This is a genomic window from Microlunatus sp. GCM10028923 (assembly GCF_042666975.1).
Classification (GTDB): Bacteria; Actinomycetota; Actinomycetes; order Propionibacteriales; family Propionibacteriaceae; genus Microlunatus.
In genome coordinates this window covers 560,933-574,699 of record NZ_JBHTFF010000003.1, presented here as the reverse complement: position 1 = coordinate 574,699, position 13,767 = coordinate 560,933, and the positions used below count along the sequence as shown (strand labels likewise).

Annotated in this window: 16 protein-coding genes, 1 tRNA gene and 1 pseudogene; 7 read left to right on the top strand and 11 right to left on the bottom strand. The window is 68.7% G+C overall.

The genetic code is table 11. The features are described 5' to 3' along the window. Window positions 1–15 precede the first annotated feature (15 nt). The 5 genes and pseudogenes from ACFQU4_RS09970 to ACFQU4_RS09950 all read left to right on the top strand — a co-directional run. Window positions 16–585 (top strand): hypothetical protein, encoded by a 570-nt coding sequence (locus ACFQU4_RS09970; protein ID WP_377490387.1) that lies wholly within the window; start codon window positions 16–18, stop codon window positions 583–585. A gap of 50 nt (window positions 586–635) precedes the next feature. Then, window positions 636–2,414 carry a type IV secretory system conjugative DNA transfer family protein gene (locus ACFQU4_RS09965; RefSeq protein ID WP_377490551.1) on the top strand — a complete coding sequence of 593 codons (1,779 nt, stop codon included), beginning with the start codon at window positions 636–638 and terminating at the stop codon, window positions 2,412–2,414. 30 nt (window positions 2,415–2,444) lie between these two features. After that, on the top strand, window positions 2,445–2,909 hold the full coding sequence (locus ACFQU4_RS09960) for a single-stranded DNA-binding protein (protein WP_377490384.1): 465 nt from the start codon (window positions 2,445–2,447) through the stop codon (window positions 2,907–2,909). Between the two features lie 15 nt (window positions 2,910–2,924). Next, a complete protein-coding gene (locus ACFQU4_RS09955; protein ID WP_377490548.1) occupies window positions 2,925–3,485 on the top strand; it encodes a hypothetical protein in 561 nt (186 codons plus the stop codon). A gap of 349 nt (window positions 3,486–3,834) precedes the next feature. After that, window positions 3,835–4,920 (top strand): annotated as a pseudogene (locus ACFQU4_RS09950) (recombinase family protein); the annotation flags it as partial. A gap of 598 nt (window positions 4,921–5,518) precedes the next feature. Here ACFQU4_RS09950 and ACFQU4_RS09945 read toward each other — a convergent pair. From ACFQU4_RS09945 to ACFQU4_RS09920, 6 genes are all read right to left on the bottom strand, one after another. Then, window positions 5,519–5,591, bottom strand: a tRNA-Ala gene (locus tag ACFQU4_RS09945). A gap of 87 nt (window positions 5,592–5,678) precedes the next feature. Further along, entirely contained in the window at window positions 5,679–6,332 is a 654-nt protein-coding gene (locus ACFQU4_RS09940) for a histidine phosphatase family protein (RefSeq protein WP_377490381.1), read from the bottom strand. Window positions 6,333–6,357: 25 nt separating this feature from the next. Continuing rightward, the gene (gene rsfS / locus ACFQU4_RS09935; protein ID WP_377490378.1) at window positions 6,358–6,726 is read right to left on the bottom strand and encodes a ribosome silencing factor; all 369 of its coding nucleotides are present in this window, start codon (window positions 6,724–6,726) and stop codon (window positions 6,358–6,360) included. Then, on the bottom strand, window positions 6,723–7,400 hold the full coding sequence (gene nadD, locus ACFQU4_RS09930; RefSeq protein ID WP_377490376.1) for a nicotinate-nucleotide adenylyltransferase: 678 nt from the start codon (window positions 7,398–7,400) through the stop codon (window positions 6,723–6,725). Before nadD ends, rsfS begins: the two co-directional genes overlap by 4 nt. A gap of 7 nt (window positions 7,401–7,407) precedes the next feature. Beyond that, complete coding sequence (locus tag ACFQU4_RS09925; protein ID WP_377490373.1) at window positions 7,408–7,554, bottom strand: hypothetical protein; 147 nt, start codon at window positions 7,552–7,554, stop codon at window positions 7,408–7,410. 41 nt (window positions 7,555–7,595) lie between these two features. Continuing rightward, entirely contained in the window at window positions 7,596–8,837 is a 1,242-nt protein-coding gene (locus tag ACFQU4_RS09920; protein ID WP_377490371.1) for a glutamate-5-semialdehyde dehydrogenase, read from the bottom strand. Window positions 8,838–8,901: 64 nt separating this feature from the next. Between ACFQU4_RS09920 and ACFQU4_RS09915 the strand changes: the two genes are divergently transcribed. Next, a complete protein-coding gene (locus ACFQU4_RS09915; RefSeq protein ID WP_377490368.1) occupies window positions 8,902–9,552 on the top strand; it encodes a TMEM175 family protein in 651 nt (216 codons plus the stop codon). A 57-nt stretch (window positions 9,553–9,609) separates the two neighbouring features. Continuing rightward, window positions 9,610–10,059 (top strand): YdeI/OmpD-associated family protein, encoded by a 450-nt coding sequence (locus ACFQU4_RS09910; protein WP_377490365.1) that lies wholly within the window; start codon window positions 9,610–9,612, stop codon window positions 10,057–10,059. Between the two features lie 63 nt (window positions 10,060–10,122). Here ACFQU4_RS09910 and ACFQU4_RS09905 read toward each other — a convergent pair whose 3' ends face one another. The 5 genes from ACFQU4_RS09905 to ACFQU4_RS09885 are packed head-to-tail and all read right to left on the bottom strand — an operon-like array spanning window position 10,123 to window position 13,714. Further along, on the bottom strand, window positions 10,123–10,560 hold the full coding sequence (locus ACFQU4_RS09905) for a hypothetical protein (RefSeq protein ID WP_377490362.1): 438 nt from the start codon (window positions 10,558–10,560) through the stop codon (window positions 10,123–10,125). Next, window positions 10,557–11,315: an EI24 domain-containing protein gene (locus tag ACFQU4_RS09900; protein WP_377490359.1), complete on the bottom strand. Its 759-nt coding sequence runs from the start codon at window positions 11,313–11,315 to the stop codon at window positions 10,557–10,559. The genes ACFQU4_RS09905 and ACFQU4_RS09900 overlap by 4 nt, the downstream gene beginning before the upstream one ends. Continuing rightward, the gene (locus ACFQU4_RS09895; RefSeq protein WP_377490356.1) at window positions 11,312–12,046 is read right to left on the bottom strand and encodes an SDR family oxidoreductase; all 735 of its coding nucleotides are present in this window, start codon (window positions 12,044–12,046) and stop codon (window positions 11,312–11,314) included. Before ACFQU4_RS09895 ends, ACFQU4_RS09900 begins: the two co-directional genes overlap by 4 nt. Further along, window positions 12,043–12,555 carry a 5-(carboxyamino)imidazole ribonucleotide mutase gene (gene purE / locus ACFQU4_RS09890; protein ID WP_377490353.1) on the bottom strand — a complete coding sequence of 171 codons (513 nt, stop codon included), beginning with the start codon at window positions 12,553–12,555 and terminating at the stop codon, window positions 12,043–12,045. Before purE ends, ACFQU4_RS09895 begins: the two co-directional genes overlap by 4 nt. Next, the gene (locus ACFQU4_RS09885) at window positions 12,548–13,714 is read right to left on the bottom strand and encodes a 5-(carboxyamino)imidazole ribonucleotide synthase (RefSeq protein WP_377490350.1); all 1,167 of its coding nucleotides are present in this window, start codon (window positions 13,712–13,714) and stop codon (window positions 12,548–12,550) included. Before ACFQU4_RS09885 ends, purE begins: the two co-directional genes overlap by 8 nt. Window positions 13,715–13,767: the final 53 nt, after the last annotated feature.

Below are 13,767 nucleotides of genomic sequence, written 5' to 3'. Positions count from 1 at the left end.
GCGCACCTGGACGGCATGACGCGCCCCGACCACAAGGTCCCCTCCCGACAGCCTGACGCGACATCGGCAGAGAAGGCGCCGACGGCGCTGCCGCTCGTCGTGATCACGGTGGCCGAGCCCGGCACGCTCGACGTGACCGTCGACGGACGACCGTTCCCCGCCCGCGACGACTCCGAGCCCTGGACACGCTCCACCTTCGCGGGGCTGATCGACGCTCTCACCCACCACCGCCGCATCCCCATCCGGCTTGAGATCCACGAAACCAACGGCACGACGTTCACCGACATCATCCCCAAGCACCGCACGACGGCCGACACCAAGACAGCCCAGCCGCCCCCGCTAGCAACTGAACCACGATCGGCAACGAAAACTCCGGAACCTGAGCCCGCAAGCCTGATCGATATCGCAGGCTCCGGCTTCGTCGCAGGCGAAGAGATCGCGGTCACCGCCGTAGTCGCCGAGACCGCTGCCGGACCGGACGGCAGCGGTCATCTCCGCATCGAAGCCGAGCTGCTCCGCGGGGCTCCCGAAATCATGATCATCGGCCGCGTCTCTGGCGTCGTCATGACCAGGCGACTTCCGTGAACGGGCAACGGCAGGGCAACACCGCGGGCGAGGAACTCACCAACATCGCCATGATCGGATTCGTCGGCTTCTGCGGATTCGCCCTCATCCTGCGCGGCGCCGGCTCCGTCGCCGCTTTCCTCACCGGAACCACCCAACCCACCGGCGGACCGTCCGCCGGGCTCGCTGCACTCTTCAATCCTGGCGATCCTGGCCAAGCGCTCGGCATCGATGGTCTGAACCCGATCAGCTACTGGGCTACGACAGCCATGTTGCTGATCGGCTTGAGCTTCGTCGCCGCGTGGACCTGGATGCGGTGGCGCCGCCATCTGCGCGACATCGAAACTGATCCCCGGCGCGCCGCCGGCACCGCCACCAAGCAGCAGGTGACCCGTGCGGCCTCCGCCGCGGTCCTGCTCAAACGCGCCAAAACGCTGAGACCGTCGCTCACCGACCCCAAGCCGCACGACGTCGGCTACCCGCTCGGAACCTCCCGCGGACAACAGCTTTGGGCCAGCGTCGAGGACTCGATCCTCCTGATCGGGCCGCCCCGCTCCGGCAAGGGCCTGCACGTCGTCATCCCGGCGATCTTGGATGCGCCCGGCGCCGTTGTCACCACCAGCACCCGCCCCGACAACCTCACCACCACCCTCCGCGCCCGCCAAAGCCAAGGCCCCGTCGCCGTGTTCGACCCACAACACCTCGCCGAGGGGCTGCCCGCCGGCCTGCGCTGGTCACCCATCCGGGGGTGCCACGATCCGCTGACCGCGATGATCCGCGCCACCGGACTCGCCGCCGCCACTGGCCTATCCGCCGGCGGAGTCGATGCCGGCGGCTTCTGGGAAGGGAAAACCCGCACAGCGCTCCAAGCCCTGCTCCACGCCGCCGCCCTCGATCACCGCCCGCCCAGCGAACTCTTCCGGTGGACCCTCGACCCGACCGCCGCCGCCGACGCCGTCGCCATCCTTGCCAACCACGCCGACGCTGCTAACGGTTGGGCTGACTCCCTCGAAGCCATGATCGACGCCGACCCACGCACCCGTGACTCCATCTGGCAAGGCGTCAGCCTCGCCCTCAGCGCCCTCGCCGACCCCCGCGTCCTCGACGCCGTCAGTCCACAACCCGGCAATGATTTTGACCCCGAGCAATTCCTCACCTCCAGCGGCACTCTCTACCTCCTCGCCACCGGCGCCGGAGCCGGCAACAGCGCAGCCCTCGTCTCCGCTTTCATCGAAGACCTCGTCGAAACCGCCCGCCGCCGCGCCGCCCGATCCCCCAGCGCCCGCCTCGACCCACCCCTGCTGCTCGCCCTCGACGAGATCGGCAACCTTGCCCCGCTACCTTCGCTGCCGACGCTGATGGCCGAAGGCGGCGGCACTGGCATCACCTGCCTGCCCGTCCTGCAATCCCTCGCCCAAGCCCGCGACAAATGGAACGAGAACGCCACCAACGCGATCTGGGACGCGAGCATCGTCAAGATCATCCTCGGCGGCGCCTCCAACACCAAAGACCTCCAAGACCTCTCCACCCTGATCGGTGAACGCGACGAACACACCGACTCCATCACCCTCGGCGACCACGGCACCCGCTCTCACCAACGCTCCATCCGCCGCGTCCCGATCTTGCCGCCCAACCAACTCCGCACCCTCCCGTTCGGCACGGCCATCACCCTCTTCCGGGCAGTGCCGCCGATCGTGACCAACCTCCGCGCCTGGCCGAAGCGAGCCGACGCTGCCCAGCTCAACATCGACCGTGAGGCGATCGAGAACCTCCTCCGGCAACCCGAGCCTCCTGACCGGCCAACGGGGCACACGGGCGCACCTCCCCCACAGGGGACGTCCACCAGGTGACCTCCCTCACCGACGACCAGGAGGAACGTGATGGCCATCCACACCCAACAGTCCATCTCCGGCTTCATCGCCACCGAACCACGCCTCACCTACACCGAGAACGGCATCGCCCGCTTCTACGCCCGCTTCGGCCAAGAGCACTACCGCCGCGAACCCGACGACACCTTCACCAAACTCGAACCCACCTTCAGCAACCTCGTCCTCTACAACGCCAGCGCTCAACGCGCCCACGAACGCTTCGCCAAAGGCGACAGCTTCGTCGCCGAAGGCAAGATCAACACCTTCCAATACGAACGCGACGGACAACAGATCGACGGCGAAGAGTTCGTCGCCCGCAAGATCGGCCACGACACCGCCCGCACCCGCTACACCGTCGACCGCACACCCCGCCAAGCCACGGGCCACGACAGCACCGCCATGAACCGTCACACGACGCCGTTCCAGCCCCCGACACCACCCGACCACCAACCCAGCACCCCTGCCATGGGCGTGTGACGACAGCGAATGATCATGCAACTCCTCAACGAACCCGATGATTTCGAACGGCCCCTCGATCTAGAGGCCGGCCCTCCCGAGCCGCCGCGGCCAATCAACTGGGACCTGCTCAGCGCGGATGATCTTGAAGCCGAGTGGCTGGCACTCAACACCTGGGTCGACTGGCTCCGCCACACCTACGGTCTCCCCGCCAGCGTCATCCCTCCCCTGTGGCACCGCCACCCCGAACTCGTCTGGGAACTCAGCGCCCTCCACTCGCACTGGCTCGCCGCCTACGACCCAGACCAACACGCCTCCGCACCCATCGGCTGGCACCGCGACTTCGCCGACGCCCGCCAACGACTCCGCGACTGGACCGCCACCGCCGGCACCCGCCTCGACAAGGACCGACCCACCCGCCAGACCATCTGGCCCGGCGAGTCCCTCACCCCGACCACGGAATCCGTCACCATCACCGACCGCGATGAAGACTTCGTCCAGTTCGTCCTCACCGAAGTCCAGGCCCGACGAGAAGCCGAGGAAGCCTTCCCTGCCACGCTCGACACGCGCGAACCGACAAGCCGGACGGTCCCGTGACGGTCCGCCATCACAAGCACACCGGACGGCCCGCGGCCGACCGGCACATCACCGTTCGATTCGAGCACCGAGATCATGTCGATGCCGCCAAGGTCGCCGAGGTCCTCATCCGCCATGCCCTACACGCCATCGAACCCGGCAAGGCACCATCAGTTGGCGACGAGCTGCGGCAACTCCTTGCACCTGGTCGCTAGCATGAGACCGAACAGCACACCCGGCGCCCGGCACCGACCAACTTCGCCCTGCAGCTGATCTTCAAGGCGAAGTGTTCTCTTCGACCCACACATGACCGCCTTCGGTGCCTCGATACCCGGCCGCGAGCCGGACCTGTCGAAAGGCGGTCACGATCATGAGCACAACGAGTCTTCCCACCGGAATCGACCTCGCCACGCTGCGAGCTCTGGCCCGGGCCACCTCCGAACCACAGGCTGCGGAGCCGGAGTTGGGAGAGCTGGTTCCCGCGATCTCGTATCTCCGTGTCTCCACAAAGGACCAAGCCACCCGCAACGGGCTCGAGGAAGGGCTCTCCATACCCGCCCAACGCGAGGCCAACGCCCGCAAGGCCGCCCAGCTCCGCGCCGTCATCGTCAAGGAATTCATCGAACCCGGCGAATCCGCCAAGACCGCCAAACGCCGTGCCTTGCAAGACATGCTCGCCTACATCGCCGAACACCCCGTCCGCTACTGCATCATCAACAAGATCGACCGGCTCGCACGGAACCGGCTCGACGACGCAACCATCCACGCCGCCATGCGTGACGCAGGCGTCACCCTCGTCTCCGTCACCGAGAACATCGACGAAACCCCGTCCGGCATGCTCATGCACGGCATCATGGCCTCCATCGCCGAGTTCTACTCGCTCAATCTCGGCCAAGAAGTCACCAAAGGCATGGTCCAGAAAGCAGCCATCGGCGGCACCCCCACCAAGGCCCCCATCGGCTACCTCAACGTCCGCACCACCGACCCACACGGCCGCGAGATCCGCACCATCCAACTCGACCCCGACCGCGCCGACGCGATCAGGTACGCCTTCACCACCTACGCCGACGGCACCTGGTCACTCTCCAAGCTCGCCCGTAAACTCACCATCCGCGGACTCACCACCCGGCCCACGCCAACCCAGCCAGCGAAATCAATCACCCCGAAGCAACTGCACAAAATCCTCACCAACCCCTACTACCAAGGCATCGTCACCTTCCGCGGCGTCACCTACCCCGGCAGCCACGACCCGCTCACCGACCCCGAAACCTTCGACCGAGTCCAAACCGCGCTCGCCGCGAACAACGCCGCCGCCGACCGCCCACAGAAGTACGACCACTACCTCAAAGGCAGCCTCTACTGCTCCTGCGGCTCCAAGCTCATGTTCGAACGACCTCGCAACCGACACGGCACCACCTACGAGTACTTCACCTGCACCGGCCGCCGGCTCAAGCGCACCACCTGCAGCCGACCCGCGATCCTCGCCCACCGGATCGAACAACGCGTCGAACATGCCTACACCACCATCAGCCTGTCCGACCAGCAGATCGACAGCATCCGAAGCACACTCCACACGGTCTTCGCATCCCTCGAAGCAACATCTGCCAACGAACGCGCCGCTCTCGCCACACAGAAGACCAAGCTCGAAGCCGAGCAGGTCAAGCTGCTCCAAGCCCACTACGCCGACGCGATTCCGCTCGACCTCCTCAAAACCGAGCAGGAGCGCATCCGTACCACGCTGCAAGCCACCACCAGCCGACTCGAAATGCTCAGCACCGCCCACAACCGCGCCCGCGATGGCCTTGACTCCATCCTCGACCTACTCCGCGACCTCGCAGACCTCTACCGCAAGAGCCGACCCGCCGAACGTCGCATGCTCAACCGAGCACTCTTCACCAGGATCGTCGTCGACGATGAGGAGAACATCACCGTCACGCAGGCCGAACCCATCGCCACGATCCTCAACAGCACGGCAAGCCGCGGTCAAAGCCCAGAGACCGAAAGAACCCTGCCCAGTCATGACTTGGGGCAGGGTTCGAATTTCGATTCTTACGTGGAGCTAAGGGGATTCGAACCCCTGACCTTCTCCATGCCATGGAGACGCGCTACCAACTGCGCCATAGCCCCTAGTTGGGATTGCTCCCCCGGTCCGACCCGCCGGCCCGTGAGAACTCGGAAATACTAGCGTGCCGACCCCGCGGAGGCGAAATCAGATCACGACTTGGGATCCAGCGGGGCGACGGGGTCCGGGACGTCGGTCAGGCCGGTCAGGTTGTAGCCGGTCAGACGCCAGCCGAGGGGCTGCCGGTCGAGGATTGCCCAGGCGCAGTTGTCCATCCCGCGGAGCAGGTTCCAGTGTTCCTCGGGGAGGCCGAGGAAGGCCGCGATGCCGAGGCGGCCGGCCAGGCCGTGCATGGCGCAGACGACGATCGAGCCGTCCGGCTCGGCCTCGCTGATCTCGGTGAACGCCTCGACCACCCGGGTCGCCACCTCGCGGTGGTCCTCGCCGGTCTCCGAGCGCCGTACGTCCTCGCCGGACTTGATCTTGACCACGGCCTCCGGGTCGATCTCGGCCAGTTGATCATGGCTGAGGCCGGCCCAGCTGCCGACGTGGATCTCGCGCAACCGCGGTTCGAAGTTGATCTTCAGGCCGGAGACCTCGACCAGCGCCTCGGCGGTCTGCCGGGTCCGGGAGAGATCGCTGGCGTACAGGGAGGTCGGGTTGTAGGTCGCGACCAGGCGGGCCGCGGTCTTGGCCTGCAGCTGCCCCAGTTCGTCGAGCGGGATGTCCTCCTGCCCTTGCATCACACCGGTGGCGTTCCACTCGGTCCGGCCGTGTCGCCAGATGATCATCCGGCTCGCGGTCATGAATCCCCCTCCGTGTCGCGTACGCTCAGCGCCGCTCGTCGATGTCCAGGTCGATCTCCGGGCAGTCCCGCCAGAGTCGTTCCAGCGCGTAGAACTGGCGCTCCTCGGTGTGCTGGACGTGCACCACGAGGTCGAGGTAGTCGAGCAGGACCCAGCGCTGCTGGCGATCACCTTCCCGGCGGACCGGCTTGGCGTCCAGGTCGCGCAGGGCCTCCTCGACGCCGTCGACGACCGAGCCTACCTGCCGCTCGTTGCCGGCCGTCACGACGAGGAACACGTCGGTGATGGCCAGCTGGTCCGAGACGTCGTACGCGATCAGGTCGGTGCCGAGCTTGTCGACGGCGGCCTGCGCCGCGGCGCGGGTCAGCTCGATCGCTCGGTCGGTTGCAGTCATGATCGCCTCTCCTGCGCGGGCTCACGGTAGAGCCCACGTTTCTGGATGTATTGCACGATGCCGTCCGGCACCAGGTACCAGATCGGCTCGCCGTCGGCCACCCGCGCCCGGCAGTCGGTGGACGAGATCGCCAGCGCCGGGATCGACACCATGCTGACCCGGTCCTTCGGCAGCCCCGCCGTGATCGCCGGATCGATCTCCACGCCGGGCCGGTTACAGGCCACGAAGTGCGCCAGCTCGAACAGTTCGTCCACACCCCGCCAGGTGAGGATCTGGGCCATCGCGTCCGCACCGGTGATGAAGAACAGGTCGACGTCGTCGCCCCGTTCGGCGCGCAGATCCTTCAGCGTGTCCACCGTGTACGTCATCCCGGGCCGCTCGACATCGACCCGGCTGACCGTGAACCGCGGATTCGATGCGGTCGCGATCACCGTCATCAGGTAGCGGTCCTCGGCGCCGGACACGTCCCGGTCGGACTTCTGCCACGGCTGGCCGGTCGGGACGAACACGACCTCGTCCAGGCCGAACCGGCTGGCGACCTCGCTGGCCGCGACCAGGTGACCGTGGTGGATCGGGTCGAACGTTCCGCCCATCACCCCGAGCCGGTAGTGCCGACCGTTCGGCTCGCCGGGATCGCGAGCCAGTCCAGTAGCCGACCGATGGTTCTCCGACACGACAGGTTCAGCTGTGCCTTCGGCCCTTGCCGATGGCCAGCGTGATCAGCAGCAGCACAATGAGGAAGACGAAAGCGAGCACACCGAAGCCCCAGGCCGGGATCGGCAACTCCGTGTGGACCTCGGTCTCCAGCGCGGTCAACCCAAACAGCATGAGCGGAACTCTACCGGTGCCGGCGACGGCTCCGTGCATCGTCACCCGCGGATCTGGCCCGCGCCGCTCACCACGTACTTCGTGGAGGTCATCTCGGGCAGCCCCATCGGGCCCCGCGCGTGCAGCTTCTGGGTGGAGATTCCGATCTCGGCGCCGAACCCGAACTCGCCACCGTCGACGAACCGGCTGGACGCGTTGACCAGCACCGCCGCTGCATCGACCTCGGCCACGAACCGGTTTGCCGCCGTCTGCGAGTCGGTGACGATGGTCTCGCTGTGACCGGAGCTGTAGCGCCGGATGTGGGCCAGTGCGCCGTCCAGCGAGTCGACCACGGCCGCGGCGAGGTCGAGGGACAGGAACTCCTCCGCGAAGTCGGTCTCCGTCACCGGCACCACCTGATCGCCGTAGGACGCGAACCGGTCATCGCCGTGCACCGTGACTCCGGCCTCGGCCAGAGCCTGCAACGCCTTCGGAACAAAGGAATCCGCGGTGTCGGCGTGCACCAGCAGGGTCTCCAGCGCGTTGCACACGCTGGGCCGCTGCACCTTGGCGTTGATCATGATCCGGATCGCCTGATCATGGTCGGCCGACCGGTCGACGTAGAGATGGCAGTTGCCGGTGCCGGTCTCGATCACCGGCACCTGGCTCTGGGTCACCACGGTCTCGATCAGTCCGGCGCCGCCGCGCGGGATCAGCACGTCGACCAGCCCGCGGGCCGCCATCAGCTCGCCGGTCACCTCCCGCGGTCCGGGGACCAGCTGTACGGCATCCTCCGGCAGGTCCGCGTCGGCCAGGCCGGCCCGCAGCGCCGTGACGATCGCGGCGTTGGAGTCGGCGGCGCTGGACGAGCCGCGGAGCAGCACCGCGTTGCCGGACTTCAGGCAGATGCCCGCGGCGTCGGCGGTGACGTTGGGCCGCGCCTCGTAGATGATCCCGACCACACCGAACGGCACCCGGACCTGCCGGACCTGGACGCCGTTGGGGTTGGTCCAGCCGCGGACCACGTCGCCGACCGGGTCGGGCAGGTCGGCCAGCGCCCGCAGTCCTTCGGCCATCCCGGCGATCCGGTCCGGGGTCAGCCGCAGCCGGTCGATCAGGGCCGCGCTGGTGCCGGACTCCTCGGCACGCCGTACGTCGAGCGCGTTGGCGTCGAGGATCGCCGTCTCCGCCTTGGTCAGCGCGTCGGCCATCGCGTGCAGGCCGGCGTCCTTCGCCGACCGGGTCGCCGAACTCAGCACCCGGGCCGCGACCCGAGCCCCTTCGGCCTGTTGGGCTACCGTCATGCCGCCAATCTACCGGGGTCCGCTGTGCCGACGGCGCTTCGATCCCGGGTCAGAGGATCGCCGGGTGCCTGAATCTCTGCGGTCCGAGGAGGCGACGTCCGGCGCCGAGCGACTCACCTTCTTCAGTGATGCGGTGATCGCGATCGCGATCACCCTGTTGGCGTTGGAACTGCCCGTCCCGGAGGAGCTCACCGGCGATTCGGGCGAGCAGATGACGGAGATGATCACCTTCTTCTCCGCCCACGCCGACGAGTACCTGGCGTTCCTGATCAGCTTCCTGGTGATCGCGATCCACTGGTCGACCCATTTCCGGGTGTTCCGCCAGGTCCGCGACGTGAACGCCCGGCTGATCCAGCTCAACCTGCTCTGGCTGCTGTTGATCGTGATCACCCCGTTCACGACCAAGATCATCAGCCTCGGCGAGAACAACCCGCTCCGGTTCGCCGTCTACGCCGGCGCGCAGGCGTTGCAGTTCACCGTGTTCGCGCTGCTGGTGCTGCAGTTGATCAAGCACAAGTTGATGCTGACCAGTCACGATCCGGCCCAGCTGCGGTCCACGCTGCGCCGGGTGGTGCCGATGGCGGCCGCGTTCGCCGTCTCCATTCCGGTCTATGCGCTGGCCGGCCGGTGGGCCTTCGTGCTCTGGGCCCTGGTGCCGATCGTGACCGGCCGGATCGACGACCTCCATCTCCGCCGTATCCGTCGCGGCCGCTGAGTTCCGGCGATTCCGCCGGTCTATCGTGAGGAACGCCGCTCAGCAGAGGAGCCCACGATGAAGTTCCGCGCCGAACTCGAGGCGACCGGCAAGAACACGGCCGGCTTCGAGGTGTCCGAAGAGATCGTCAGCGCGCTCGGCGGCGGCCAGCGGCCCAAGGTCGTGGTCCGGATTCCCGGGTACGAGTTCCGTACCTCGATCGCCCGGATGGGTGGCCGCTTCCTGCTCGGAGTCAGCGCCGAGCGGCGGGCCGAGGCCGGGGTCGCGGCCGGCGACGTGCTGGACGTCGAGGTGGAGCTGGACACCGCCGAGCGGACGGTGGAGGTGCCCGATGAACTTGCCGCCGCGCTGGCCGAGGAGCCGGCCGCGAAGGCGTTCTTCGCCTCGCTGTCGTACAGCAAGCAGAGCTGGCACGTCCTGCAGGTGACCGGGGCCAAGAAGCCGGAGACCCGGGCCAAGCGGGTCGCCGCCTCGGTCGCGATGCTCGCCGAGGGCCGCGCCCGCTGAGGCCCCGACGCGCGCGGAGCCTGTCGAAGCGCCAGGCCAGATCGGGCTTGCCCTTCGACAGGCTCAGGGAGCGTGAGTACCCAGCCGGCCCGTCAGGGACGGCAGGTCCAATACCTGCCCTTCGCTCGCGTAATGGAAGTTCACGGCGAACTCGCGGTCGCCGGCGGCCCAGTCCGGCCGGCCCAGGAAGGGTTGCGCCAGCACCCGGCCGCGGAGCGGCAGGGCCGACCATTGACCGGGTCCGGGTTGCAGGACGACGGCCGCCGTCAGCGTCTGCCGCGGCCGCAGCGCGGTGAAGTCCGGGTAGCGGTCCAGGTCGAAGGCGCCGACCTCGAAGGCCCAGGCGACCTCGCCGGCGACCCGGGCCAGGTAGCCCTCCGCCAGGACCCGCACCAGCACGTCGCCGGGCGTCGCGTCGTCGTCGAACTCCCAGGCGACGACGTGCGGAAGGACGTCGTCACCCATCGCGACCGAGTCCCGGTCGACGTGGACCGTGATCACCGCGGCCGTTCCTCGGCGGGCAGCAGTTCGCGGGCGAGCAGGGTGCCGGCGGCGGTCGCGATCGGGAACACGAAGATCGCGACCAGCGGCAGCGACAGCAGCAGGAAGGTCGGGACGCCCAGGCCGAACACCTTGGCCCGCGCCGTACGCATCGCGGCCCGCCGGCCGGCCAGCGTGATCACGCCGCGCCGTTCACAGGCCGAGCCGATCAGTTCGGTGGCCAGCATCCAGCCGCCGAACAGGGCCGACAGGACGGCGCCGACGACGTTGCCGACCACCGGGACCAGGCCGATCGCGAACAGCACGATCGCGCCGACCAGGGAGATCATGATCAAGGCGACCGCCTGCCGGATCGCCCGCCCGACCTGGGTGCCGAGCGGTTCCTCCCGCGACGGCGGCGCGTCGCCCTCGGACTCGTCGACGGCCTCGGAGATCTGGTCGTAGAGCGGGGCGCCGACGGCCAGCGTGAGCGCGCTGAAGCTGATCACCATCAGCAGGATCGAGCCGGCGATCAGGGCGACCCCGGCCAGGATCCGGATCGTCGTGGCCCAGCCGGTCCCCCACGCGTCCGCGAACGGCGTCAGCCAGGTGACGATCTCGTCGACCCGGAACAGCAGCACGATCAGCACCACCAGGAACAGCACCGACGTGATCACCGCGGGCAGCGCGCCGAGCAGGAACAGCTTCGGCCGCCGCAGGATGATCCGGGCACCCCGGCCCAGCAGGCCGACCCCGGCCAGCGCCTCGGAGATCATCGGCCGCCGCCGACGTCGATCGTCGTTCCGGTGACGTACGAGGCGTCGTCGCTGATCAGCCAGGCGATCGCGGCGGCGATCTCGTCGGCGGTGCCGGCCCGGCCCAGCGGGATCTCGGGCGCCACCCGTTCCAGCCGGCCCGGCGCGTGGATCTCGGTGTCGATCACGCCCGGCCGCACGCCGGCGACCCGGACGCCCTGCCGGGCCAGTTCCAGCCCGAGCCCGACGGTCAGTGCATCCAGCGCGGCCTTGCTGGCGGCGTAATCGACGTACTCGAAGGCGCCGCCGCGCACCGCCGCCCGGGAGGACACGTTGACGATCACCCCGCCGGCGCCGCCATGATCATGGGCCATCCGCCGGGCCGCCGCGGTCGCCATCGCGAACGCGCCGACCACGTTGATCTCCATCACCCGGCGGACCCGCTCGCTGTCGTAGTCGGCGACCGGTCCGCCCGGCGACACCACGCCGGCGTTGTTCACCAGGGCGCCGATCGGGCCGAGCTCGGCATCCAGCCAGCCGAAGAGTTCGTCCACCGCACCGGGCCGGGTCAGCTCGACCTGGCGCGCGTGCGCGGAGACGCCGGCCGCCCGGCAGTCGTTGATCACCTGGTCGGCGTCGGCCGCCCGGCTGGCGTACGTGATCACGACATCGCGACCGTCCGCGGCGAGCCGCCGGGCCGTCGCGGCGCCGATCCCGCGGCTGCCGCCCGTGATCAACACGGGTCCGGTCATGAGGCCTCCGGCCGGTCGGACCTGACCCGCTCCCCCTTCGCCTCGGCGGCGGCCCGGAGCTGGTCCTGGAACGTGATCATCTTCTCGGTCAGTACGGGATCGCCGGCGGCCAGGATCCGGACCGCGAGCAGGCCGGCGTTGCGGGCGTTCCCGATGGACACCGTGGCCACCGGAACCCCGGCCGGCATCTGCACGATCGACAGTAGGGAGTCCATCCCGTCCAGGTATTTCAGCGGCACCGGCACCCCGACCACGGGCAGCGGCGTCAGCGACGCCAGCATGCCGGGCAGGTGGGCCGCCCCGCCGGCCCCGGCGATGATCACCTCGATGCCGCGGGTGTGCGCCGTCCGGCCGTAGTCGATCATCGCGTCGACCATCCGGTGCGCGGACACGACGTCGGCCTCGTACGGCACGTCGAACTCGGCGATCGCCTCCGCGGCGGCGCGCATCACCGGCCAGTCCGAGTCCGACCCCATCAGAATTCCGACTCTGGGCACGACGTCAGGCATCCGGATCTCCCATCAGATAACCGGCGGCGTGCCGGGACCGCTTCCGTACGTCGGCAAGATCATCACCGTAGGTGGCCACATGGCCGACCTTGCGGCCCGGCTTGACCTCCTTGCCGTACAACTGGACCCGGAGCCGGCGATCCCGGGCGAAGCAGTGCAGCAGCGCCGACGGAAGATCTTCGACGGTGCCGCCCAGGACGTTCGTCATCACGGTCCACGGCGACCGCGCCGAGGGGTCGCCAAGCGGCAGGTCGAGCACGGCCCGCAGGTGGTTCTCGAACTGCGACGTGTGCGACCCGTCGATGGTCCAGTGGCCGGTATTGTGCGGCCGCATCGCGAGCTCGTTGACCACGACCGAGCCGTCGTCGCGCTGCATCAGCTCGACCGCGAGCAGCCCGACCACCTCCAGTTCGGCGGCGACGGTCAGCGCGAGCCGCTGGCAGTCGATCGCCTGCTGCTCGGTCAGTCCCGGCGCCGGCGTCACGGTCTCGACACAGATCCCGTCCCGCTGCACCGACTCCGAGATCGGGTACGCGACCGCCTGCCCGGACGGCGAGCGGACCGCGAGCGCGCTCAGCTCCCGGGTGAACGCGACGTACTCCTCGGCGACGATCTGGATCCCGTCGGTCAAGCCCTCGAACGGGATCCCGACCTCGGCGGCGGTGTCGATCTTCCAGACGCCCTTGCCGTCGTAGCCGCCGCGGGAGGTCTTCGCGATCACCGGCCAGCCGTGCTCGTCGCCGAACGTCTGCAGCGCGGCTGGGTCCGCCACCACCTGGTGGACCGGGCACGGGATCCCGGCCGCGGTCAGCCGTTCCCGCATGATCGCCTTGTCCTGCGCGTGGATCAGGGCCGCCGGTCCGGGCCGTACCTGGATCCCGGCCGCCTCGAGCTCGCGGAGCAGCCCGGTCGGCACGTGTTCGTGGTCGAAGGTGATCACGTCACAGCCCGCGGCGAAGGAGCGGACGGTCTCCGGGTCGGTGTAGTCACCGACGGTCACGTCACCGACCACCTGGGCCGCCGACACGGCGGGCCCCTCGGCCAGCAGACGGACCCGGATCCCGAGCCCGATCGAGGCCGCATGCATCATCCGGGCCAGCTGGCCGCCGCCGATGATGCCGACGATGAAAGGACGAGTTGGCGTTACAGCTTCCGGCACGCGGTCAGACTACTGGCGACCGGAACCGGGACCCCAACCGCTCCTGGTCCCGA